The 25,552-nt window shown below is 39.4% G+C and carries 16 protein-coding genes; 15 read left to right on the top strand and 1 reads right to left on the bottom strand.

The features are described 5' to 3' along the window. Positions 1-46 precede the first annotated feature (46 nt). The 13 genes from DBU79_RS05590 to DBU79_RS05530 all read left to right on the top strand — a co-directional run bounded on the left by DBU79_RS05590 (position 47) and on the right by DBU79_RS05530 (position 22,091). Positions 47-1,483, top strand: a complete 1,437-nt coding sequence (locus tag DBU79_RS05590; protein WP_195834237.1) for a COG3400 family protein — start codon at positions 47-49, stop codon at positions 1,481-1,483. A gap of 4 nt (positions 1,484-1,487) precedes the next feature. Continuing rightward, a complete protein-coding gene (gene aroB, locus DBU79_RS05585; protein WP_154411802.1) occupies positions 1,488-2,519 on the top strand; it encodes a 3-dehydroquinate synthase in 1,032 nt (343 codons plus the stop codon). After that, positions 2,510-4,081 carry a mechanosensitive ion channel family protein gene (locus DBU79_RS05580; protein ID WP_001218151.1) on the top strand — a complete coding sequence of 524 codons (1,572 nt, stop codon included), beginning with the start codon at positions 2,510-2,512 and terminating at the stop codon, positions 4,079-4,081. The genes aroB and DBU79_RS05580 overlap by 10 nt, the downstream gene beginning before the upstream one ends. After that, positions 4,078-5,334 (top strand): tRNA (N(6)-L-threonylcarbamoyladenosine(37)-C(2))-methylthiotransferase MtaB, encoded by a 1,257-nt coding sequence (gene mtaB, locus DBU79_RS05575; protein ID WP_154411801.1) that lies wholly within the window; start codon positions 4,078-4,080, stop codon positions 5,332-5,334. Before DBU79_RS05580 ends, mtaB begins: the two co-directional genes overlap by 4 nt. Next, positions 5,321-6,973, top strand: a complete 1,653-nt coding sequence (locus DBU79_RS05570; RefSeq protein WP_154411800.1) for an AAA family ATPase — start codon at positions 5,321-5,323, stop codon at positions 6,971-6,973. The genes mtaB and DBU79_RS05570 overlap by 14 nt, the downstream gene beginning before the upstream one ends. 2 nt (positions 6,974-6,975) lie before the next feature. Then, positions 6,976-7,494 carry a pimelyl-ACP methyl ester esterase BioV gene (gene bioV / locus DBU79_RS05565; protein WP_154411799.1) on the top strand — a complete coding sequence of 173 codons (519 nt, stop codon included), beginning with the start codon at positions 6,976-6,978 and terminating at the stop codon, positions 7,492-7,494. A gap of 12 nt (positions 7,495-7,506) precedes the next feature. Continuing rightward, positions 7,507-7,980, top strand: a complete 474-nt coding sequence (locus tag DBU79_RS05560; RefSeq protein WP_154411798.1) for a DUF4149 domain-containing protein — start codon at positions 7,507-7,509, stop codon at positions 7,978-7,980. A gap of 52 nt (positions 7,981-8,032) precedes the next feature. Continuing rightward, positions 8,033-16,753, top strand: coding sequence for an immunomodulatory autotransporter protein ImaA (gene imaA / locus DBU79_RS05555; RefSeq protein WP_154411797.1), 8,721 nt, complete (start codon positions 8,033-8,035; stop codon positions 16,751-16,753). A gap of 47 nt (positions 16,754-16,800) precedes the next feature. Further along, complete coding sequence (gene lysA, locus DBU79_RS05550; RefSeq protein WP_134890245.1) at positions 16,801-18,018, top strand: diaminopimelate decarboxylase; 1,218 nt, start codon at positions 16,801-16,803, stop codon at positions 18,016-18,018. Between the two features lie 4 nt (positions 18,019-18,022). Then, positions 18,023-18,313, top strand: a complete 291-nt coding sequence (locus DBU79_RS05545; RefSeq protein WP_108540218.1) for a chorismate mutase — start codon at positions 18,023-18,025, stop codon at positions 18,311-18,313. 12 nt (positions 18,314-18,325) lie between these two features. Further along, positions 18,326-19,198: a DUF2156 domain-containing protein gene (locus tag DBU79_RS05540; protein ID WP_134890246.1), complete on the top strand. Its 873-nt coding sequence runs from the start codon at positions 18,326-18,328 to the stop codon at positions 19,196-19,198. After that, entirely contained in the window at positions 19,199-20,878 is a 1,680-nt protein-coding gene (locus DBU79_RS05535; RefSeq protein ID WP_154411796.1) for a bifunctional chorismate-binding protein/class IV aminotransferase, read from the top strand. It abuts the gene before it with no gap. Between the two features lie 229 nt (positions 20,879-21,107). Then, a complete protein-coding gene (locus DBU79_RS05530; protein WP_308438137.1) occupies positions 21,108-22,091 on the top strand; it encodes an aliphatic amidase in 984 nt (327 codons plus the stop codon). A gap of 81 nt (positions 22,092-22,172) precedes the next feature. On the opposite strand, the gene flgL is transcribed toward DBU79_RS05530, so the two are convergent. After that, the gene (gene flgL / locus DBU79_RS05525; RefSeq protein ID WP_154411795.1) at positions 22,173-24,659 is read right to left on the bottom strand and encodes a flagellar hook-associated protein FlgL; all 2,487 of its coding nucleotides are present in this window, start codon (positions 24,657-24,659) and stop codon (positions 22,173-22,175) included. A 244-nt stretch (positions 24,660-24,903) separates the two neighbouring features. On the opposite strand from flgL, the gene rplU reads away from it, so the two are divergent. Then, the gene (gene rplU, locus DBU79_RS05520) at positions 24,904-25,218 is read left to right on the top strand and encodes a 50S ribosomal protein L21 (protein WP_000119326.1); all 315 of its coding nucleotides are present in this window, start codon (positions 24,904-24,906) and stop codon (positions 25,216-25,218) included. 14 nt (positions 25,219-25,232) lie between these two features. Beyond that, complete coding sequence (gene rpmA, locus DBU79_RS05515) at positions 25,233-25,499, top strand: 50S ribosomal protein L27 (RefSeq protein WP_000940618.1); 267 nt, start codon at positions 25,233-25,235, stop codon at positions 25,497-25,499. Positions 25,500-25,552 lie beyond the last annotated feature (53 nt).

Here is a 25,552-nt window from a genome sequence, read left to right as displayed (position 1 = left end):
TTAATCTTGGATATAATGGCGTAATCATTTTTTAGGAAGTTTGGAATTGAAAAAAATCGCCCTTATTTTAGATGGCATTGTAGCAAAAAATTTTTTAGACTTGGTGCTAAGGCATTATTCTAATCATAATTTTTATATAGTGGTTGTCAAAGAGGAGAGCCTTATCCCTAAAAATTACCCGAGCACTTTCGCTTTTCATTGTTTTGATGCGACTTCTAGTTTCAGGCTTTTGCAAGTGTTAAACGATGAGGTGAGCGATGCGTTTTTAATCATACAAGATTTTAAAGAACAGCGCATCATTCATAAAATCATTCAAACCCATTTCAAACGCATGCGCGTGGTTTTGAGCGTGAAAAGAGATGGTGAAAAAACTTTAGAAAATAATGGAGAAAATAAAGATGAAAAGCTTATTTTGATTGATGAATTTGAAGTTTTAGCCAATAAATTCATTTCTCGTTTGCCTAATATCCCTAGCACCCCTAGAGAGTTTGGGTTAGGCAAGGGCGAGATCATGGAGATTGATGTGCCTTTTGGGAGTATTTTTGCTTACAGGCATATTGGCTCTATCAGGCAAAAAGAATACAGGATTGTAGGGCTTTATCGCAACGATGTTTTGTTGCTCTCCACTAAATCTTTGGTTATCCAACCACGAGACATTCTTTTAGTGGCGGGCAATCCGGAAATCTTAAACGCGGTGTATCATCAAGTCAAAAGCAATGTGGGGCAGTTTCCAGCCCCCTTTGGCAAGAGCATTTATTTATACATTGATATGCGCTTACAAAGCCGAAAAGCGATGATGCGCGATGTGTATCAAGCCTTGTTTTTGCACAAACATTTAAAGAGCTACAAGCTCTACATTCAGGTTTTACACCCCACTAGCCCTAAGTTTTACCATAAATTTTTATCGCTAGAAACCGAAAGCATTGAAGTGAATTTTGATTTTTATGGGAAAAGTTTTATCCAAAAACTCCATGAAGACCACCAAAAAAAAATGGGTTTGATTGTGGTAGGCAGAGAGCTTTTTTTCTTGAAAAAACACCGAAGAGCCTTGCACAAAACAGCCACCCCGGTTTATAAAACCAACACTTCTGGCTTGTCTAAAACCACTCAAAGCATTGTGGTTTTGAATGAAAGTTTAAGCATTAATGAAGACATGTCTTCAGTGATTTTTGACGTGTCTATGCAAATGGATTTGGGCTTGTTGCTCTATGATTTTGACCCTAACAAGCGCTATAAAAACGAGATTGTCAATCATTATGAAAATTTAGCCAACACGCTCAACCGCAAGATTGAGATTTTTCAAACCGATATTAGAAATCCTATCATGTATCTCAATTCTTTAAGAAACCCCATTTTGCATTTCATGCCTTTTGAAGAGTGTATCACGCACACGCGCTTTTGGTGGTTTTTATCCACTAAAGTGGAAAAATTAGCGTTTTTAAACGATGATAACCCTCAAATTTTTATCCCCATAGCGGAGTGAAAGAATGCAAGAAATTTTAATCCCTTTAAAAGAAAAAAGCTATAAAGTGTTTTTGGGGGAACTGCCTGAAATTGAATTGAAACAAAAAGCCCTCATCGTTAGCGATAGCATCGTGGCCGGGTTGCATTTATCGTATTTATTAAAGCGCTTGAAAGCTTTAGAAGTGAGAGTGTGCGTGATAGAGTCCGGAGAAAAATACAAGAATTTTAATTCATTAGAGCGCATTTTAAACAACGCCTTTGAAATGCAATTAAACCGCCATTCTTTAATGATAGCCCTTGGTGGGGGAGTGATAAGCGATATGGTGGGGTTTGCGAGCAGTATTTATTTTAGGGGGATTGATTTTATTAATATCCCTACGACTTTACTCGCTCAAGTGGATGCGAGCGTGGGGGGGAAAACAGGGATCAATACGCCTTATGGTAAGAACTTAATCGGATCGTTTTATCAGCCTAAAGCGGTTTATGTTGATCTGGCTTTTTTAAAAACCCTTGAGAAAAGGGAATTTCAAGCAGGGGTTGCTGAAATCATTAAAATGGCGGTGTGTTTTGATAAAAACCTGGTAGAAATATTAGAAACAAAGGATTTAAAAGATTGTTTAGAAGAAGTGGTTTTTCAAAGCGTTAGCATCAAAGCTCAAGTCGTTACGCGAGATGAAAAGGAGCAAAATATCAGGGCTGGGCTCAATTACGGGCATACCTTTGGGCATGCGATAGAAAAAGAGACTGATTATGAGCGGTTTTTGCATGGCGAAGCGATCGCTATTGGCATACGCATGGCTAATGATTTAGCCCTTTCTTTAGGCATGCTCACTTTAAAAGAATACGAACGCATAGAAGATTTATTGAAAAAATTTGATTTGATATTTAATTACCAAATCACAGATATTCAAAAATTTTACGAACGCTTGTTTTTAGACAAAAAAAGCGAGAATAAGACAATCAAATTCATTCTGCCTAAAGGCGTTGGAGCGTTTGAAATTGCCTCTCATATCCCTAAAGAAACGATCATAAAGGTGTTAGAAAAATGGCATTAAGGGTATTATTATTCTTTTGTTTTTTGTTTTTACAAGCAGAAGATAAAAGCCAAGAGCTATTGTCCATACAAAAACAAATGGCTTTGGTGGATAAAAAACTCGCCAAAGACGATAATGTGTGGTTGAAAAAATTTGAAAACTATAAGATCTACAATCAAATTTATACCGAAAAAGAGAGCGTGAGGCAGGAATTAAGGCGTTTAAAAAACAAAAAAAGCAAGGATTTATTAAAGATTAGCACCTTAGAGCACACCTTAAAGGCTTTAGAATCCCAGCAAAAAATGTTTGAAAGCTATGGGGTCAATCCTTTTAAGGATTTGATAGAGCGCCCTAATATCCCCAATATCCCTAATATCGCTAACCCTATTGCGATCATTGATGGCATTTCTTTCATTAAAAGCATGCATTTAAAGCATGAAAGTCTTAAAAACAACCAGACTTCTTTAGAAGAAGTTTTAAGGCTTTTAGATCAAAAACACCAGCTTTTAAATCAGTGGCACGCTTTGGATAAAAGCGCGAAATTAAGCGATGAGATTTATCAAACTCAAGCCAAACGCCTGGAATTGCAAGGGGCTCAAAACATTCTAAAAACCACGATTGGGATTTTCCAAAAAGACAGCGATGAGGCTATAAGCATTGTTAAATCTCAAGTTAAAAACCAGCTTTTTAAATTGGTTTATGTGTTTTTAGCAGCCCTTTTGAGCGTGGTGTTTGCTTGGATTTTAAAAATCATTTCTAGTAAATACATTGAAAATAATGAGCGCGTCTATACCGTGAATAAAGCCATTAACTTCGTGAATGTGAGCGTGATCGTTTTAATCTTTCTTTTTTCGTATTTAGAAAATGTTACTTACTTGGTCACGGTTTTAGGCTTTGCGAGCGCGGGCTTAGCGATTGCGATGAAAGATTTGTTCATGAGCTTGCTTGGGTGGTTTATTATTTTGATTGGGGGGAGCGTGCATGTGGGCGATAGGGTGCGTATCGCTAAGGGGACGGATATTTTTATTGGCGATGTGTTGGATATTTCTATGTTGCACATTACGATTTTAGAAGATGTAACCTTTACCACTTATACGAACAACAGGAGAGCGGGCCGGATTATTTTTGTGCCTAATAATTATATTTTCACCACCATGTTTGCTAATTACAGCCATTTTGGGATGAAAACGGTTTGGGATGGCGTGGATTTTTGCGTTACATTTGATTCTGATTTTAAAAAAGCTTCTAAAATTGCGCTCAATATCGCTACGGAATTGTCTAAAGAATACACGGATATTACCTATAAACAGCTCAATAAAATGCGCGACCGGTATTCTTTAAGGAGTTTGAGCGTGAAGCCTCGATGCTTTTTGATGCCTGAAAGTAACGGGATAAAGATCTCGGTGTGGTATCAAACCAATTCGTATGCGACCCTGTCTTTAAGGAGCAAGATTGTGGCTGAAATTGTTGAAGCTTTTTTGAAAGAAGAAAATATCCATATCGCTTATACGACCAGCAAGCTGCTTAAAGTGGATGCTGATTTTCTAGGCGATGGTTTTGGGAATAAAAGGGAACAAAAATGAAAAAAGTCTATTTCAAAACTTTTGGGTGCAGGACGAATCTTTTTGACACGCAAGTGATGGGCGAGAATTTGAAGGATTTTAGGGCGACTTTAGAAGAACAAGAAGCCGATATTATTATCATCAATTCTTGCACCGTAACCAATGGGGCCGATAGCACAGTAAGGAGTTACGCTAAAAAAATGGCGCGATTAAATAAGGAAGTGCTATTTACTGGCTGTGGGGTGAAAACCCAAGGCAAGGAGCTTTTTGAAAAAGGGTTTTTAAAGGGCGTTTTTGGGCATGACAATAAAGAAAAGATTAACGCGCTTTTGCAAGAAAAAAAGCGTTTTTTTATAGACGACAATTTAGAAAACAAGCACTTAGACACCACGATGGTGAGCGAGTTTGTGGGAAAAACTAGGGCGTTTATCAAGATCCAAGAGGGCTGTGATTTTGATTGCAATTATTGCATTATCCCAAGCGTGAGAGGGAGAGCTAGGAGTTTTGAAGAGAGGAAAATTTTAGAGCAAGTGGGCCTTTTATGCTCTAAAGGGGTTCAAGAAGTGGTTTTAACCGGCACCAATGTGGGGAGCTATGGGAAAGATAAAGGGAGTAATATCGCAAGATTGATTAAAAAATTAAGCCAGATTGCTGGGTTAAAGCGCATAAGGATTGGGAGCTTAGAACCTAATCAAATCAACGATGAATTTTTAGAGCTTTTAAAAGAGGATTTTTTAGAAAAACATTTGCATATCGCTTTACAGCACAGCCATGATCTCATGCTAGAGAGGATGAATAGAAGAAACCGCACTAAAAGCGATAGGGAATTATTAGAAACAATCGCTTCTAAGAATTTTGCTATTGGCACGGATTTTATTGTGGGGCATCCGGGCGAGAGCGGAAGCGTTTTTGAAGAAGCGTTTAAAAATTTAGAAAGCTTGCCCTTAACGCACATCCACCCTTTTATTTACAGCAAACGAAAAGACACCCCCTCTAGCTTGATGACTGATAGCGTGAGTTTGGAAGATTCTAAAAAGCGTTTGAATGCGATTAAAGATTTGATTTTGCATAAAAATAAGGCGTTCAGGCAATTGCAACTCAAGCTTAATACGCCCCTAAAAGCTTTAGTGGAAACGCAAAAAGACGGCGAATTTAAAGCCTTAGATCAATTCTTCAACCCCATTAAAATCAAAAGCGATAAGCCTTTAAGGGCTAGTTTTTTAGAAATCAAAGAGTATGAAATTAAGGAGAGGGAAAATTATGCCGTTTTCTAAAAATTTAGAAAACCTCATCGCTCCCTTTAAACGCATCAAAAACCGCTCGCTTGTTTTGGCGTTAGGGTTTTTGATCCTTACTTTTTGCTTGCTTCTTTTTTTAGTCTTGAGCGATGTTTCTAGGCTCATATCCAGTAAGGACTTTTTTTATGTGATCCAATCTCACCCGAAGCAAACTCTAACAGAAGATGAAAATTATTTTTATGCTAACAAGGGTCTTTATAAAACCAACAAAGAAGCCTTTTTAAGAGCCTATAAAATCCCAGAAAGCATGCCCATAGAAAGACGAGAAAATTTAAGCAAGGGTTCTAAAATGAATTTAGCGTTGCTTTTTTTCATTTCTAGCATGCTTTTTGGGATCTTTTGGCGCTTGCCTAAACGATTGGATACTAAAATGAGTTTAGAGAGCGCGACTAAAAACGAATTAGAAAATGCATTCCAACGATACGATGCACTAGGGGTGCGTTTTGAAGACATTGCAGGGGTGGATGAAGTCAAAGAAGAATTACTAGAAGTGATAGATTATTTAAAAAACCCTAAAAAATACCAGGATTTAGGGATTTTTCTCCCTAAAGGCGTGCTTTTAATCGGGCCTCCTGGAGTGGGGAAAACCATGATCGCTAAAGCTTTAGCGAGTGAAGCCAGAGTGCCGTTTTTTTATGAAAGCGGGAGCGCGTTTTCTCAAATTTATGTAGGGGCTGGGGCTAAAAAAGTGCATGAACTTTTCATGCATGCTAAAAGGCATGCCCCCTCTATTATTTTTATTGATGAAATTGACGCTTTGGGTAAGGCTAGGGGAGGGCATAGGAGCGATGAAAGAGAGGCCACGCTCAATCAGCTTTTAACCGAAATGGATGGGTTTTTGCAAAACGATGAGGTGGTGGTGATAGGAGCGACTAACCAAATGGAGGTGATGGATGAAGCGCTATTAAGGAGCAAACGATTTGATCGGCGTATTTTCATTTCTTTACCGGATTTACTAGAAAGGCAGAGCATTTTAGAAAAGCTTTTAGAAAATAAAAAGCATGCACTAGACTATCTTAAGATTGCTAAAATTTGCGTGGGTTTTAGCGGGGCGATGTTAGCGACTTTAGTCAACGAAAGCGCTCTAAACGCCCTAAAACACCAACGAAACGAAATCACTGAGAGCGACATTTTAGAAGTGAAAGACAAGATCGCTTACGGCAAGAAAAAGCCCCAAACCTTAGACGAAAACCAAAAAGAATTAGTCGCTCTCTATCAAAGCGCGAAAGCCTTAAGCGCGTATTGGTTAGAAATTGAATTTGATAAAGTGCCATTATTAGGGGAATTTATCGCTTTTAATGAAAATAAAATCCATAGCGAGAGCGAGATTAAAAATTGCATTAAAGTGTATTTGAGCGGGACGATTGTTTTAGAGTTGCTCTATAAGGAGCGTTATAGTTTGTCTAAACAAGACTTGCAAAAAGCGAAATTTTTGAATGAATTTATGGCTAGTGAGCTTCTTTTAACCCCCACAAAAGAGTCTTTAAGCGTTCTTTATGAAGAGCAATTGGAGTTTTTAAAGCCTCAAATTGCAGCTTGTAAGCGGTTGAGCACTCTGTTATTAGAGCAAGAATATTTAGAACATTCTCATTTGTATGATTTATTGAACGGGTGAAAATGCGTTTTTTTAGTGGTTTTGGGTTTGTTAATGAAAGCGTTTTGTTTGAAGAGTGGCTTTTAAAAGGGGCTTATGATGTGTCAGGCTTTTCTATGGGAGCGATTAAAGCGATAGAATACGCCTATAATGAAATCTTACAACAGCGGCGCATCAATTCTTTGTTATTGTTTTCGCCTTGCATGCTAGCGCATAAGAGTTTGGCGTTCAAACGCTTACAACTTTCTTCATTTCAAAAAGATCCGCAAAATTACATGGACAACTTTTATCAAGCCGTGGGCTTGAACGCCCAATTGGAGCGTTTTAAAAAAATGGGTTCTTTAGAAGAATTAGAATTTTTATTGGATTACAAGTATAGTGATCGTATAATTAGATTTTTATTAGAAAAAGGCGTGAAGATTGAAGTGTTTATCGGTTTAAAAGATAGGATCACTGACATTCAAGCCCTTTTAGAATTTTTTATGCCTTTAGTTCAAGTGTGGCAGTTTAAGGATTGCAACCATTTGTTGCAAAAATCTTAAAAAAGGTGGAAGATGAAAAAATTTGGTTTAGGGGTGTATTTGCTTCTTTTAGGTATTTTGGGCGGCTCTTTGATCATTCTAGGAGCGATAGTCGCACCCATTGTTTTCAAAGCTTCAAGCATTTTACCTGAATTGAATCTAACTCCCTTTGAAAGCGGGAAACTCATGGCGCAAATCTTTGTGCGTTTCAATTATCTTTTAGGCGCGATCGGTTTTGTGGTGTTACTTTATGAAATCATTTCGTTTATTTATTATAAAAGATCGTTAGTGTATTTGATCCTTGGCGTGGCGATAGGAGCGTTGTGTTTGCTCTTTGTTTTTTATTACACGCCTTATATTTTAAACGCTCAAAAAGTGGGTGAAGCCGCGCTTCAAAGCGCTGAATTTGCCCGCTCGCACGCTCAAAGCGAATGGCTGTTTAAGGAATTGTTTGTGCTGGTGTGCGCTTTGTTTTTTTGGCGTTTGCTTGGAAAAAATGCGGTTTGATTAAAGGAGAGAGTTTTTAGTTACTATTTAGAGAAAAAGAAAGTAGCATTTAATGAAAAAGTTTAAAAAGAAACCAAAAAAGATAACACGCAAGCAAAAAACAATCTTAAAGCGTCCTTTATGGCTTATGCCTTTACTCATCGGTGGGTTTGCTAGTGGGGTGTATGCAGATGGAACGGATATTTTGGGGCTTAGTTGGGGGGAAAAAAGCCAAAGGGTATGCGTGCATCATCCATGGTATGCTCTATGGAGTTGCGACAAATGGGAGGAAAAAACACAACAATACACAGGAAACCAACTCATCACAAAAACTTGGGCAGGGGGTAATGCGGCTAATTACTACCACACTCAAAACAACCAAGACATCACAGCCAATTTAAAAAATGATAACGGCACTTATTTTTTAAGCGGTCTGTATAACTACACCGGAGGGGAATATAATGGGGGGAATTTAAATATTGAATTAGGCAGTAACGCTACCTTTAATCTAGGTGCGAGTAGTGGGAATAGCTTCACTTCTTGGTATCCTAATGGGCATACTAATGTTACTTTTAGCGCTGGGACTATCAATGTGAATAACAGCGTAGAAGTGGGCAATCGTGTGGGATCGGGAGCTGGCACGCACACGGGAATAGCCACTTTAAACTTGAACGCCAATAAGGTTACTATCAATTCCAATATCAGCGCGTATAAAACTTCGCAAGTGAATATAGGCAATGCCAACAGCACCATTACCATTAATTCGGTTTCTTTAAGTGGGGATACTTGCAGTTCTTTAGCTAAAGTTGGCAGTGGGGCTAATTGCTCCACTTCTGGGCCTAGCTATTCTTTTAAAGGGACGACTAACGCTACTAACACGACCTTTAGCAATGCAAGCGGCAGTTTCACTTTTGAAGAGAACGCTACTTTTAGCGGGGCGAAATGGAATGGGGGGGCATTCACTTTTAATAAAGGATTTAGCGCTACTAATAACACCGCCTTTAATAGCGGTAGTTTTAATTTTAAAGGCACAAGCTCTTTTAATGGCGCGAATTTCAACAACGCTACTTATATTTTTAACAATCAAGCCACTTTCCAAAACAGCTCCTTTAATGGGGGGACTTTTACTTTTAATAACCAAACTAATCCAACGAATAACGCTCAGCACCCCCAAATTCAAAACAGCTCTTTTAGCGGCAGCACTACCACTCTTAAGGGCTTTGTGAACTTTCAGCAAGCCTTTAACAATTCAAACCACCAACTAACGATCCAAAACGCTTCCTTTGATAACGCTAATTTTAACAATACCGGTAAAATCACCATTAATGAGGGTGCGAGTTTTAACAACACGACATTCAATACTTCTATTAATACAAACAACATGACCATTAGTGGTAGCGTTACTTTAAGCGGTAAAAATGATTTGAACAATGGATCAACCCTTGATTTTGGGAGTTCTACAATCACTCTCACTCAAGGGACGACTTTCAACCTCACAAGTTTAGGCAGTGAGAAGAGTGTAACGATTTTAAATTCTAGCGGTGGGATCACTTATAGCGGTCTTTTAAACCATGCAATCAATGGTTTGACAAACGCCTTAAAAACGAACGAAAGCTCTTCAAAACCGCAAAGTTTCGTTCAAGGTTTGTGGGATATGATCACTTACAATGGGGTTACCGGACAGCTTTTGAGTGAAAGTGCTGCAACATCTAAAAATACTGACTCTTCGCCCCCTAAATCCTCTACAAACTCTACGCAAGTCTATCAAGTGGGCTACAAAATAGGGGATACTATCTACAAACTGCAAGAAACTTTTGGCCCTAATTCCATTATTATCCAAGCTTTAGAGAGCGGGACTTACACGCCACCCCCTGTCATTAACGGCTCCAAATTTGACTTATCCGCTTCAAATTATATTAATTCTAACATGCCTTGGTATGACCATAAATATTACATCCCTAAATCCCAAAATTTTACAGAGAGCGGGACTTATTACTTGCCGAGCGTTCAAATATGGGGGAGCTACACTAACTCGTTTAAACAAACTTTTAGCGCTAGTGGTAGTAATTTGGTGATTGGGTATAACTCAACATGGACTGGAAATAGCGTTTCTTCTAGCGGCACGGTGTCTTTTGGGGATACTTCAGGGAGCGCTCTTAATGGGCATTGCGGGCCTTGGCCCTATTACCAATGCACAGGCACGACTAATGGCACTTATAGCGCCTATCATGTATATATCACAGCGAATCTGCGTTCTGGTAATCGTATAGGCACCGGTGGGGCAGCCAATCTGGTCTTTAATGGGGTAGATAGCATCAATATCGCTAACGCTACTATCACGCAACATAACGCCGGGATTTATTCAAGCTCTATGACTTTTTCCACGCAAAGCATGGACAATTCGCAGAATTTGAAGGGTTTAAATTCTAACGGCAAACTTTCCGTGTATGGCGCAACTTTCACTAACCAAGCCAAAGACGGGAAATTCATTTTCAATGCAGGGCAAGCGACTTTTGAAAACACCAACTTTAATGGAGGGAGTTACCAATTCAGTGGCGATAGCTTGAATTTTTCAAATAACAACCAGTTCAATAGCGGTTCGTTTGAGATTAGCGCAAAAAACGCTTCGTTCAATAACGCTAACTTTAACAACAGTGCTTCTTTTAATTTCAATAATTCTAACGCAACCACTTCGTTTGTGGGGGATTTCACTAACGCTAATTCAAATTTGCAAATCGCCGGGAACGCTGTTTTTGGGAACTCTAGTGATGGCTCTCAAAATACCGCTAATTTTAATAATACCGGCTCTGTTAATATTTCAGGGAATGCAACCTTTGATAATGTGGTTTTTAATAGCCCTACGAATACGAGCGTGAAAGGGCAGGTTACTTTAAACAACATCACTTTAAAAAACCTGAACGCTCCTTTGTCTTTTGGCGATGGGAAAATTACTTTTAACGCTCATTCGGTGATTAATATTGGTGAAGCTATCACAAATGGCAACCCTATCACCCTTGTAAGCTCTTCTAAAGAAATTGAATACAACAACGCTTTTGCTAAAAATCTATGGCAGCTCATCAACTACCAAGGGCATGGGGCTAGCAGTGAAAAACTCGTCTCTAGCGCGGGTAATGGCGTCTATGATGTGGTGTATTCTTTCAATAACCAAACCTACAATTTCCAAGAGATTTTTTCACAAAACAGCATTTCTATCCGGCGTTTGGGCGTTGGCATGGTGTTTGATTATGTGGATATGGAAAAATCGGATCACTTATATTATCAAAACGCTCTCGGTTTTATGACCTACATGCCTAATAGCTATAACAATAATTTAGGGAATGCAAACAACACCATTTACTATTATGACAACAGCATTGATTTTTATGCGAGCGGGAAAACTCTATTCACTAAGGCGGAATTTTCTCAAACATTCACCGGGCAAAACAGCGCGATCGTTTTTGGGGCTAAAAGCATATGGACAAATGCGAGCGATGCGCCGCAATCTAACACCATCATTCGCTTTGGGGACAATAAGGGAGCAGGGAGTAATGATGCGAGCGGGCATTGCTGGAATTTGCAATGCATAGGCTTTATCACAGGGCATTATGAAGCGCAAAAGATTTACATCACCGGCAGCATTGAAAGCGGGAACCGCATTTCTAGCGGTGGGGGCGCGAGCCTTAATTTTAACGGGCTTCAAGGCATTCTTTTAACGAACGCGACTTTGTATAACCGCGCCGCTGGCACGCAAAGCTCGTCTATGAATTTTATCTCTAACAGCGCGAACATTCAGGCTCAAAACTCCTATTTTATAGACGATACCGCGCAAAATAAAGGCAACCCCAATTTTAGTTTCAACGCTTTGAATCTGGATTTTTCTAACAGCTCTTTTAGAGGCTATGTGGGGACAACGCAATCTGTTTTTAAATTCAATGCCGTTAATGCGATCAGTTTCACCAACAGCACGAATTTAAGCTCTGGTTTGTATCAAATTTCAGCTAATAGCGTGTCGTTTGACAATTCCAATTTAAGCGTTTCAGTGGGGACAAGCAGTATTCAAGCCAATGCGATCAATCTTTCTCAAAACGCCTCTATCAATGCGAGCAACCATTCAACCTTAGAACTTCAAGGCGATTTGAATGTGAACGACACCAGCTCGCTCAACCTCAACCAAAGCGCCATTAATGTTTCCAACAACGCCACGATCAACGATTATGCGAGCTTGATTGCGAGTAATGGCTCTCACCTTAATTTTAACGGAGCGGTTAATTTCAATTCAGCGAATATTACTACGAGTTTGAGTAATTCCTCTATCGTGTTTAAGGGGGCGGTCTCTTTAGGAGGGCAGTTTAATTTAAGCAATAACTCTTCTTTAGATTTTCAAGGCTCTAGTGCTATCACCTCTAACACGGCGTTTAATTTCTATGATAACGCTTTTTCTCAAAGCCCCATCACTTTCCATCAAGCCCTTGATGTTAAAGCGCCCTTAAGTTTGGGAGGCAACCTCTTAAACCCTAACAACAGTAGCGTGCTGAATTTGAAAAACAGCGAGCTTGTTTTTGGCGATCAAGGGAGTTTGAATATCGCTAACATTGATTTACTAAGCGATCTAAACGATAATAAAAATCGTGTGTATAACATCATTCAAGCGGGCATGAATAGTAATTGGTATGAGCGTATCAGCTTCTTTGGCATGCGTATCAATGACGGGATTTATGACGCTAAAAACCAAACTTATAGTTTCACTAACCCCCTTAATAACGCCCTAAAAATCACCGAGAGCTTTAAAGACAACCAACTAAGCGTTACGCTCTCTCAAATCCCAGGCATTAAAAACACGCTCTATAACATTGGCTCTGAAATCTTTAATTACCAAAAAGTCTATAACAACGCTAATGGCGTGTATTCTTATAGCGATGACGCACAAGGCGTGTTTTATCTCACGAGCAGCGTGAAAGGCTATTATAACCCCAACCAATCCTATCAAGCCAGTGGCAGTAACAACACCACGAAAAATAACAATCTAAGCTCTGAATATTCTGTCATCTCGCAAACCTATAACGCGCAAGGCAACCCTATCAGCGCGTTACATATCTATAACAAGGGCTATAATTTCAATAATATCAAAGCGTTAGGCCAAATGGCGCTCAAACTCTACCCTGAAATCAAAAAGATATTAGGGAATGATTTTTCGCTTTCAAGTTTGAGCGATTTAAAAGGCGATGCGCTAAACCAGCTTACCAAACTCATCACGCCTAGCGATTGGAAAAACATTAACGAGTTTATTGATAACGCAAACAATTCGGTGGTGCAAAATTTCAATAACGGCGCTTTGATTATAGGAGCGACTAAAATAGGGCAAACAGACACCAATAGTGCGGTGGTTTTTGGGGGCTTGGGCTATCAAACACCTTGCGATTATACTGATATTGTGTGCCAAAAATTCAGAGGCACTTATTTAGGGCAGCTTTTGGAGTCCAGCTCGGCTGATTTGGGCTATATTGACACGACTTTTAACGCTAAAGAAATTTATCTTACCGGCACTTTAGGGAGTGGGAACGCATGGGGGACTGGGGGGAGCGCTAGCGTAACTTTTAACAGCCAAACTTCGCTCATTCTCAACCAGGCTAATATCGTAAGCTCGCAAACCGATGGGATTTTTAGCATGCTAGGCCAAGAGGGCATCAATAAGGTTTTCAATCAAGCCGGGCTCGCTAATATTTTGGGCGAAGTGGCGGTGCAATCCATTAATAAAGCCGGGGGATTAGGGAATTTGATAGTAAATACGCTAGGGAGTGGTAGTGTGATTGGGGGGTATTTAACGCCTGAGCAAAAAAATCAAACCCTAAGCCAGCTTTTGGGGCAGAATAACTTTGATAATCTCATGAACGATAGCGGTTTGAACACGGCGATTAAGGATTTGATCAGGCAAAAATTAGGCTTTTGGACCGGGCTAGTGGGGGGATTAGCCGGACTAGGGGGCATTGATTTGCAAAACCCTGAAAAGCTTATAGGGAGCATGTCCATCAATGATTTATTGAGTAAAAAAGGGTTGTTCAATCAGATCACCGGCTTTATTTCCGCTAACGATATAGGGCAAGTCATAAGCGTGGTGTTGCAAGATATTGTCAAACCGAGCGAGGCTTTACAAAACGATGTAGTGGCTTTAGGCAAGCAAATGATTGGCGAATTTTTAGGCCAAGACACGCTCAATTCTTTAGAAAGCTTGTTGCAAAACCAGCAGATTAAAAGCGTTTTAGACAAAGTCCTAGCGGCTAAAGGCTTAGGGTCTATTTATGAACAAGGTTTGGGGGATTTGATCCCTAGTCTTGGTAAAAAGGGGCTTTTCGCTCCCTATGGTTTGAGTCAAGTGTGGCAAAAAGGGGATTTTAATTTCAACGCACAAGGCAATGTTTTTGTGCAAAATTCCACTTTCTCTAACGCTAATGGAGGCACGCTCTCTTTTAACGCAGGAAATTCGCTCATTTTTGCCGGAAACAATCATATCGCTTTCACTAACCATTTTGGAACGCTCAATTTATTGTCTAATCAAGTTTCTAATATTAACATCACCACGCTTGATGCCAGCAACGGTCTTAAGATTAATGCCGGTAGTAACAATGTTTCTGTATCTCAAGGCGATCTGTTTATCAACGCTAGTTGCGCGCAACAAAGCGATCCAACTACAGCTAACGCTACAAACCCTTGCGCGCTTAGCACCCAAAGCGCGAATGGTGCTTCTTCTAATAATGCGTCAAATAACGCGCCAATCGCCTTGAATAATAACGATGAGAGCTTGATGGTTACGGCGAATGATTTCAATTTTTCAGGCAATATTTACGCTAACGGGGTGGTTGATTTTTCAAAAATTAAAGGTTCTACAAATGTTAAAAACCTGTATCTTTACAATAACGCTCAATTCCAAGCCAACAACCTCACGATTTCCAACCAAGCGGTGTTAGAGAAAAACGCCAGCTTTGTAACGAATAACTTAAACATTCAAGGGGCGTTTAACAACAACGCCACGCAAAAAATAGAGGTGCTTCAAAATTTAGTAATTGCTTCAAACGCTTCTTTAAGCACCGGGATTTATGGGTTAGAAGTAGGGGGGGCTTTGAATAATTTGGGAACGATCCATTTTAATTTAGAAAATTCTCAAACGCCTGTAAATCCGCTCATTCAAGCAGAGGGGATCATCAACCTCAACACCACCCAAACGCCTTTTATAAATGTCAATAACAGCATGGCGGATAATACGACTTACACTTTATTAAAAAGCAGCCGTTACATTGATTACAATATCAACCCTAACAGCTTGCAATCGTATTTGAAGCTCTATACCTTAATCAATATCAACGGAAACCACATAGAGGAAAAAAACGGCGTATTGACTTATTTGGGCCAACGGGTTTTATTGCAAGATAAGGGGTTATTATTAAGCGTAGCGTTGCCTAACTCAAACAACGCTTCTCAAAACAACATTTTAAGCCTTTCTGTTCTTCATGACCAGATTAAAATGTCTTACGGCAATAAGATCATGGACTTTACCCCCCCTACCTTACAAGATTACATTGCGGGCATTCAAGGGCAAAGCGCATTGAATCAAATTGAAGCTATAGGGGGGAATAACGCTATCAAGTGGCTTTCAATATTGATGATGGAAACTAAAGAAAACCCGCTTTTTGCACCGATTTATTTAGAAAACCACTCATTGAATGAAATCTTAGGCGTAACAAAAGATCTTCAAAACACCGCAAGCTTGATTTCTAACCCTAATTTTAGGGATAACGCTACCAACCTTTTAGAATTGGCGGGTTACACCCAACAAACCAGCCGTTTGACAAAACTCTCTGATTTTAGGGCTAGAGAGGGAGAGTCTGATTTTTCTAATCGCTTGTTAGAGCTTAAAAACAAGCGTTTTAGCGATCCTAACCCTAGCGAGGTCTTTGTCAAATACTCTCAACTGAGCAAACACCCCAATAACCTTTGGGTTCAAGGGGTGGGGGGAGCGAGCTTTATTTCTGGAGGCAATGGCACGCTTTATGGCTTGAATGTGGGCTATGACAGGTTAGTTAAAAATGTGATCCTTGGGGGTTATGTGGCTTATGGCTATAGCGGCTTTAATGGGAATATCATGCATTCTTTGGGTAATAATGTGGATGTGGGGATGTATACGAGGGCTTTTTTAAAAAGAAACGAATTCACTTTGAGCGCGAATGAAACTTATGGAGGCAATGCAACTAGTATCAATTCTTCTAATCCTTTGCTCTCTGTGTTGAACCAACGCTACAACTACAACACCTGGACAACGAGCGTGAACGGGAATTACGGCTATGATTTCATGTTCAAACAAAAAAGCGTGGTGCTAAAACCTCAAGTGGGCGTGAGCTATCATTTTATAGGCTTGAGCGGGATGAAAGGCAAAATGAATGATGCCGCTTACAAACAATTTCTCATGCATTCAAACCCCTCTAACGAATCGGTTTTAACGCTCAACATGGGGCTAGAGAGTCGTAAGTATTTTGGTCAAAATTCCTATTATTTTGTAACGGCGAGATTGGGTAGGGATCTTTTGATCAACTCTAAAGGCGATAATGTGGTGCGTTTTGTGGGCGGGAACACTTTATTGTATCGCAAGGGGGAAGTTTTCAACACTTTTGCGAGCGTGATTACAGGAGGTGAAATGCATTTGTGGCGTTTGATGTATGTGAATGCGGGGGTGGGGCTTAAGATGGGCTTGCAATACCAGGACATTAATATAACCGGGAATGTGGGCATGCGAGTGGCGTTTTAGCTTTTTTGCTATAATGCTTCGTTCAAATTTTATGGTTAGGTTTTTCCATGTTTAATTATGAAGAGCTGTTTCAAACTTATAAAACCCCTTTTTACCTCTATGATTTTGACAAAATCAAACAGGCTTTTTTGAATTATAAAGAAGCGTTTAAAGGGCGTAAATCTTTGATCTGCTACGCTTTAAAGGCGAATTCTAATTTGAGTATCCTCTCTTTATTGGCGCATTTAGAGAGCGGGGCGGATTGCGTTTCCATAGGCGAGATATATAGGGCTTTAAAAGCTGGGATCAAGCCTTATAGGATCGTGTTTAGCGGGGTGGGTAAGAGCGCGTTTGAAATAGAACAAGCCCTAAAACTCAACATTTTATTTTTGAATGTAGAAAGTTTTATGGAATTAAAAACGATTGAAACAATCGCTCAATCTTTAGGGATAAAGGCTAGGATTTCCATTCGAATCAACCCGAACATTGACGCTAAAACGCACCCCTATATTTCTACCGGCTTGAAAGAAAATAAGTTTGGCGTGGGAGAAAAAGAAGCTTTAGAAATGTTTCTTTGGGCTAAAAAAAGCGCGTTTTTAGAGCCTGTTAGCGTGCATTTTCATATCGGCTCACAGCTCTTAGATTTAGATCCGATTATAGAAGCGAGCCAAAAGGTGGCTAAAATCGCTAAATCTTTGATCGCGCTAGGGATAGATTTGCGTTTTTTTGATGTGGGCGGAGGCATTGGCGTGAGCTATGAAAATGAAGAAACGATTAAGCTTTATGATTACGCGCAAGGGATTTTAAACGCGCTTCAAGGCTTGGATTTGACCATTATTTGTGAGCCGGGCCGCTCGATTGTGGCTGAGAGTGGGGAATTGATCACGCAGGTTTTGTATGAAAAAAAGGCTCAAAACAAGCGCTTTGTGATTGTGGATGCGGGCATGAATGATTTTTTACGCCCCAGTTTGTATCATGCTAAGCATGCCATAAGGGTTATAACGCCCTCTAAAGGGCGTGAGATCTTGCCTTGCGATGTGGTAGGGCCTGTGTGCGAGAGCAGCGACACTTTTTTAAAAGATGTCAATTTGCCAGAATTAGAGCCAGGCGATAAATTAGTCATAGAAAAGGTTGGGGCTTATGGCTCTAGCATGGCCAGTCAATACAATTCGCGCCCCAAACTCTTAGAGTTAGCCCTAGAAGATCACAAAATCAGAGTGATAAGAAAAAGAGAGGCTTTAGAAGATTTATGGCGGCTAGAAGAAGAAGGCTTAAAAGGGGTTTGATTAGATGCAAAAGAATTTGGATAGTCTTTTAGAAAATTTAAGGGCTGAAATTGATGCGTTGGATAATGAATTAAGCGATCTTTTAGACAAACGCTTAGAAATCGCTTTAAAAATCGCTCTCATCAAACAAGAAAGCCCCATTTATTGCCCTAAAAGAGAGCGAGAAATTTTAAAACGACTCGGCCAAAGGGATTTCAAACATTTGAATGGAGAAATTCTTACGGGTTTTTATACAGAGGTTTTTAAGATTTCTAGAAAATTTCAAGAAAACGCCCTCAAAGAGTTAAAAAAATAAAAGAGAGTTGTTATGTTTGAAAAAATTACCCTAGCGCATAAGGACTTGTTTTCAAGGTTTTTAAGCGCTCAAAAAATCGTTTTATCGGATGTGAGTTTTACCAATTGCTTTTTATGGCAGCACGCAAGGCTTATTCAAGTGGCTGTGATTAGGGATTGCTTGGTGATTCAAACCACTTATGAAAACCAAAAACCCTTTTATTTCTATCCTATCGGTAAGAATGCGTTTGAATGCGTAAAAGAGCTTTTGAAATTAGAAAAAAACTTAAGATTCCACTCCCTGACTTTAGAGCAAAAAGACGATTTGAAAGACAATTTTGTAGGGGTGTTTGATTTCACTTACAACAGAGACAGGAGCGATTATATTTATTCTATTGAAGAATTGATCGCGCTCAAAGGGAAAAAATACCATAAGAAAAAAAACCACTTAAACCAGTTTCTAACCAATTATGCGAATTTTGTTTATGAAAAAATTTCTCCTCAAAATAAAAAGGAAGTTTTAGAAGCCTCCAAAACATGGTTTTTAGAAAGCCAAACCGATGATATAGGGTTAATCAACGAAAATAAGGGCATTCAAAGCGTGTTAGAAAATTATGAAAGCTTGGATGTGAAAGGGGGGCTTGTTAGGGTTAATGGGGAAATAGTCTCGTTTAGTTTTGGAGAAGTTTTAAACGAAGAGAGCGCGCTCATCCACATTGAAAAAGCCCGTACAGATATTGCAGGCGCGTATCAAATCATCAACCAGCAATTGCTTTTGAATGAATTTAGCCATCTAACTTACGCTAACAGAGAAGAAGATCTAGGGTTAGAGGGCTTGAGAAGGTCTAAAATGAGCTATAATCCGGTGTTTTTGATAGACAAATACGAAGCGGTTGCTAGAAATTAAATGATTTTTGGGGATTTTAAATATCAAAAAAGCGTTAAAAAACTCACAGCCACTAATCTTAATGAGCTTAAAAACGCCCTGGATTTCATCTCTCAAAATAGGGGGAATGGGTATTTTGTGGGGTATCTTTTGTATGAAGCGCGTTTAGCGTTTTTAGATGAAACTTTTCAAAGCCAAACCCCTTTTTTGTATTTTGAACAATTTTTAGAAAGAAAAAAATACTCTTTAGAGCCTTTAAAAGAGCATGCGTTTTACCCTAAAATCCACAGCTCTTTAGATCAAAAAACTTATTTCAAGCAGTTTAAAGCCGTTAAAGAACATTTAAAAAACGGCGATACCTATCAGGTGAATCTCACGATGGATTTATTTTTAGACACTAAAGCCAAACCAAAGCGCGTTTTTAAGGAAGTGGTACACAACCAAAACACGCCTTTTAAGGCTTTGATAGAAAATGAGTTTGGGAGTGTTTTAAGCTTTTCGCCGGAATTGTTTTTTGAATTAGAGTTTTTGGACACAGCGATTAAGATTATTACAAAACCCATGAAAGGCACGATCGCTCGCTCAAATAACCCCTTGATAGATGAAAAAAACCGATTGTTTTTGCAAAATGATGACAAAAACAGAAGCGAAAATGTGATGATTGTGGATTTATTGCGTAACGATTTGAGCCGTTTAGCTTTAAAAAATAGCGTGAAAGTCAATCAATTGTTTGAAATCATCAGCTTGCCGAGCGTGTATCAAATGATAAGCGAGATTGAAGCTCAATTGCCCCTAAAAACAAGCTTGTTTGAGATTTTTAAGGCGTTGTTCCCTTGCGGATCGGTGACCGGATGCCCTAAAATCAAAACCATGCAAATCATTGAAGAATTAGAAAAACGCCCTAGGGGGGTGTATTGCGGGGCGATAGGCATGGTTGGAGGAAAAAAAGCCCTTTTTAGCGTGCCTATCCGCACTTTAGAAAAAAGAACGCATGAAGATTTTTTGCATTTGGGGGTAGGGAGTGGGGTAACTTATCAAAGTAAAGCGCTAAAAGAATATGAAGAGAGCTTTTTAAAATCCTTTTTTGTGATGCCCAAAATAGAATTTGAGATCGTGGAGACGATGAAAATTATCAAAAAGGATCAAAAATTAGAGATTAATAATAAAAACGCCCATAAAGAACGCTTAATGAATAGCGCCCAATATTTCAATTTCAAACATGATGAAAATCTTTTAGACTTTGAATTAGAAAAAGAAGGGGTTTTAAGGGTTTTACTCAATAAAAAGGGCAAGCTCATTAAAGAATACAAAGCCTTAGAGCCTTTAAAAAGCCTAGAAATTCGTTTGAGTGAAGCTCCCATTGATAAGCATAATGATTTTTTATACCATAAGACCACTTATGCCCCTTTTTATCAAAACGCCCGAGCACTCATTAAAAAAGGCGTTATTTTTGATGAAATCTTTTATAACCAGGATTTAGAACTCACTGAAGGCGCTAGGAGCAATCTCATTTTAGAAATCCACAACAGGCTTTTAACCCCTTATTTTAGTGCGGGTGCGTTAAATGGGACGGGTGTGATGGGGTTGTTAAAAAAGGGTCTTGTTGGGCATGCCCCTTTAAAATTACAAGACTTGCAAAGAGCGGCTAAAATCTATTGCATCAATGCGCTATATGGCTTAGTGGAGGTGAAAATCAAATAACCATAAAATAGAGCGGCTAAAACCTCATTTTTTAGAAATAGGCTACTAAATAGAACAAAAAAGTTAAAACTCGCCCAGAATAATCATAATGATTAAAGTTTTCATATTCATTATAGATCCATTTACACAACTATTTTATAAATTCAAATAGAGGGTTTGTAGGAACTCTCAATCAAAAAACAAGGAACATAACATGAGACATGGAGATATTAGTAGCAGCCCAGATACTGTGGGTGTAGCGGTAGTTAATTATAAGATGCCCAGACTCCACACTAAGAATGAGGTGTTGGAAAATTGTCGCAATATTGCTAAGGTGATTGGTGGGGTTAAACAGGGTTTGCCCGGGTTGGATCTGATTATTTTCCCCGAATACAGCACGCATGGGATTATGTATGACAGACAAGAAATGTTTGACACAGCTGCAAGCGTTCCTGGAGAAGAAACCGCAATCCTTGCTGAGGCTTGTAAGAAAAACAAGGTTTGGGGAGTGTTCTCTTTGACGGGGGAAAAACACGAGCAAGCTAAAAAGAATCCCTATAACACTTTGATTCTTGTCAATGATAAGGGTGAGATCGTGCAAAAATACCGCAAAATCTTGCCTTGGTGTCCTATTGAATGCTGGTATCCTGGGGATAAAACTTATGTGGTTGATGGGCCTAAGGGCTTGAAAGTTTCTTTGATTATTTGCGATGATGGTAACTACCCTGAAATTTGGCGCGATTGCGCGATGCGTGGGGCAGAACTCATTGTGCGCTGTCAAGGTTACATGTATCCGGCTAAGGAGCAACAAATTGCGATCGTGAAAGCTATGGCGTGGGCTAATCAGTGTTATGTAGCGGTAGCGAATGCGACCGGCTTTGATGGGGTGTATTCCTATTTTGGGCATTCTAGCATCATTGGTTTTGACGGGCATACTTTGGGCGAATGTGGGGAAGAAGAAAATGGTATTCAATACGCTCAACTTTCTGTGCAACAAATCCGTGATGCGAGGAAATACGACCAAAGCCAAAACCAACTCTTCAAACTCTTACACAGAGGTTATAGTGGGGTTTTTGCTAGTGGCGATGGGGATAAGGGTGTGGCGGAATGCCCTTTTGAGTTCTATAAAACTTGGGTGAATGACCCCAAAAAAGCTCAAGAAAATGTAGAAAAATTCACTCGCCCAAGCGTGGGTGTGGCCGCTTGTCCTGTAGGCGATTTGCCCACGAAATAAAGGGCAAAAGGAGGGGGGCTTCATAGAAGCTTAAAAGCATTTTAATATCTCTTTTTAGAACGCTTAAAAACCACCAAAAGACTACAAATATTTCGTTAAAGACAGATTGTTGATTTTGTTCGTGGAAGCCAGAACGGCGTTATAGTTGTTAGTGAGATTGGAAAATTTATTGTAAGTTTCTGCCATATCAGCACCGGTCGTTTCCCCACGAATGCTTTGAACTTGCGTTTTTAAAACTTCATTACGCCTGATAATGTTTTCAAACGCCTTACCATGAGCGCCGTTTTTAGCGATCATTTTTTCTATGTGATCGCTCAAGTGATCTATAAGAGTGATGCCGTTTTGAATACCTAAATTACGCATATCACTAGAATAAGTATCCCCTAAAGCGTCCGGGCGATAAATCCCTTTTCTTACCGAAGTGATGGTATTTTCTAATTGATCAAAAAAATTCACGCTTGGCTTGTCAATAATTAGAGCGTTATTAGCGTTTAACTTAAGGCTGGGCTTGTCGCTGTGCAAGGCGTTTTGAGAAAAATCATTCGCGTCTTTATCAAAAAGCATGAACTGCATTTTGGTGTTTGAATGCATGTTGTCTTGGATAATGACTTTTCCTTCTTCATTCAAATTAACAGAAAGGTTGCCTTTAGCTTGTTTTAACAATTCAATAAAGCGCTCCTTGCTTTCTTTTGAAGTAGGGTTATCGCTGATTTGTTGGTAGATGGCGGGGTCAGTATTGCTGTAATTGAGCGCGATACTCATCGCATCCATAAGTTGCCTGTAAGTTACTTCATTGGGTTTAGAAGCTCGAATATCAGCGCTTGTGGGGTCATAAAGCGGGATTTTAATGCCATTAGGCAAACTTAAAAAAGCCCCATCATTATCCAAGATCATTTGCGCTTCTAAAAACGAACCATTCACATCGTTTAATTTCATGTTGAAAACGCTATTTTCTAAACTCCCATTAGCCACTTCACTCAATTTAGTAGAGCCATTAGCCGCACCATTTTGAGCGATTTGAGCCACATTGCTTTCTAATTTTGCCCCTTCTTTATTGAAATAGGTTTTTTGGTATTCGCTCGCATTATTAGTAGGGATACCGGCCACTTCTAGCCCTTTTTGATCTAGGGTGCTTAAAACAAAAGAAATAGGCGATTGATTAGAAGAATTGTCAATAATCCTCAAACGCCCGTTTGTTTCAATTTCCACACCCACTTCATTATTAAAGCGTTCTTTAATCGCGTCTTTCAAATCTTTAATCGTAGAATTTTTCACATCTAAAAGAATGGGAATATCCAAACCAATAGGGAGATTTGGGATTTTAATAGCGCTTGTATCGTCCAAACGGCTGGCATTGATTTCTAAAGTTTCCACGCTATCGCCAAAAATCTCGCTCAATTTAGTGTTTTTGTTGGCTAAAACATTATCTTTAGTGACAAACACGCTAGGGATTTCAAGCACCTTGGGATTATACATGTTAGGCACCGCTTTAACTTGGCTCAAACTCCTATCCGTTACAAACGCACTTTTGACGTATTCAGTAACCCTTTTTCCGCTCGAACGCAAGGCGTCTAAATCATCAAAATCCCCATCGCTAGAAATCAAATGAAAATCCAAATTTTCACTGCCGGGGGTTAGGTTTTTAATCTCAATTTGCCCCCAATTGTTCAAACTCACATCCACGACTTTATTTTGCGAAGTGTTCCCGTAAGCATGACCGATTTTATCCAACAAATCGCTCACTTTAGAGGCACTCTCTTTGTTTTGATAGGCTTTATCCAGTGCGAATTTTTCTTTAAAACTAGAGCCATCAGGCCTAACGCCCTGTAAATAAAAAAACTCTTTAGGGTCATTGGTGGGGTCTTTATCGTTATCGCCGATGAGTTCTCGCAAGGTATCGCTAGGTTTAATAAAAACTTCTTCAGGCAATGAAGAATGCTCTAAAGCGTCCATCACATCAGGGTGGAGCTTGTTTTGATTGAGTAATTTAATGTTGGTGGTAATGAGTTTGTGTTTGTCTTTATCCGTGCCTAAAAACAAATCTTGCCCGCTGATATTATAAGGCACAAGGTTATCAGAGCTAATAAGCGCGTTTAAATCTTCGCCATTGCCATGGTATTTCCCATTACTATCAATGGGGGGTCTATCCACTTTACTGCCCCCAAATAAAAATTCCCCCCCTATAGAGGTGTTAGCGACATTTATCATATGCTCTTTTAAGCGTTCTAAATCGTTAGCGATAGCGGCGCGAGAAGTTTCTGAATGCACATCGTTAGCGGATTGGATGAGTTTGGTTTTAAACGCCTCCATCGTTTTAGAAAATTCTTGCAAGGCTTTGTCTGTATTGAGCGTTGAAGTGTAAGCGTTTTGAGCCACATCAATGCCTTGATCCAAGGTGCTTTCTTCGTATTGGAATTTTAAATTCTGGTTGTTAATGTCGCTGTTTTGATAACCATAACGGATTTTTAGCCCTGAAGCGATCTGCGTGTTAGCGTCGTTGATTTTATTTTGTAAAGCGTTTTGGTAGTGATTCATTTGGTTGTATTTTGAGCCAAAGGTAACGCGCATGATCAAATCCTTATTGGTTTTTTAACAAACAAGCTAAAAGTATTCCAAAACAAGCTTAATAACAATTTATGAATGGTTTGAATGGGGCCATTGTGGGGTAATAATGGCGGGTTAAATGGGGTGTTTTTGAGTAAAAAAATTCTTTTAATGTGAATTTAATCTCAATTTAAAGTTACATTTTAGCAAATACTCACTATAATAAGCGTTTATTTTAAAAAGAGCGTTCAATTTTTAAGGAATAGAAATGTCATACGCAATATTCAAGCATGGCGGTAAGCAATATAAAGTCGTTGAAGGCGATATTGTTTTACTGGATAAAATGAATAAAGAGCCTAAGGCTTTAGTGGAATTAGTGGAAGTGTTAGCCGTATCCAAAGAGGGCAAGCTCTCTTGTGGGAAACCCTTTGTGAATGGGGCTAAAATTGAAGCGGAAGTGATCAATGAAGGGCGCGGCAAAAAAGTCATCACTTTCAAAAAACGCCGCCGAAAAGACAGCAAAACCAAGCGTGGTTTTAGAAGAGATTTCACTCGTGTGAGAATCACTAAAATTGTAGCATAAAGGAGTATTAAGCAATGGCACACAAGAAAGGTCAAGGGAGCACGCAGAATAACAGAGATTCTGCAGGAAGACGCTTAGGCGTGAAAAAATTTGGCTCAGAATTTGTGAGAGCAGGGAATATCATCGTGCGCCAAAGAGGCACTAAAATGCACCCCGGTAATAATGTAGGCATGGGGAAAGACCATACCTTATACGCACTCATAGATGGCGTTGTGAAGTTTGAGCATAAAGACAGAAACCGCAAAAAAGTTTCTGTGGTTAGTCAAAATTTTGGGGAATAGGGTAACCTTTAAGGGTCAATTAAACCTTTAGGTGTTTGTGAAACACCTATAAA

The sequence above is a fragment of the Helicobacter pylori genome, assembly GCF_009689985.1.
Taxonomy (GTDB): domain Bacteria; phylum Campylobacterota; class Campylobacteria; order Campylobacterales; family Helicobacteraceae; genus Helicobacter; species Helicobacter pylori_CG.
Note: the sequence above shows the minus strand (reverse complement) of the source record. Positions and strands in the feature narration are given on the sequence as shown.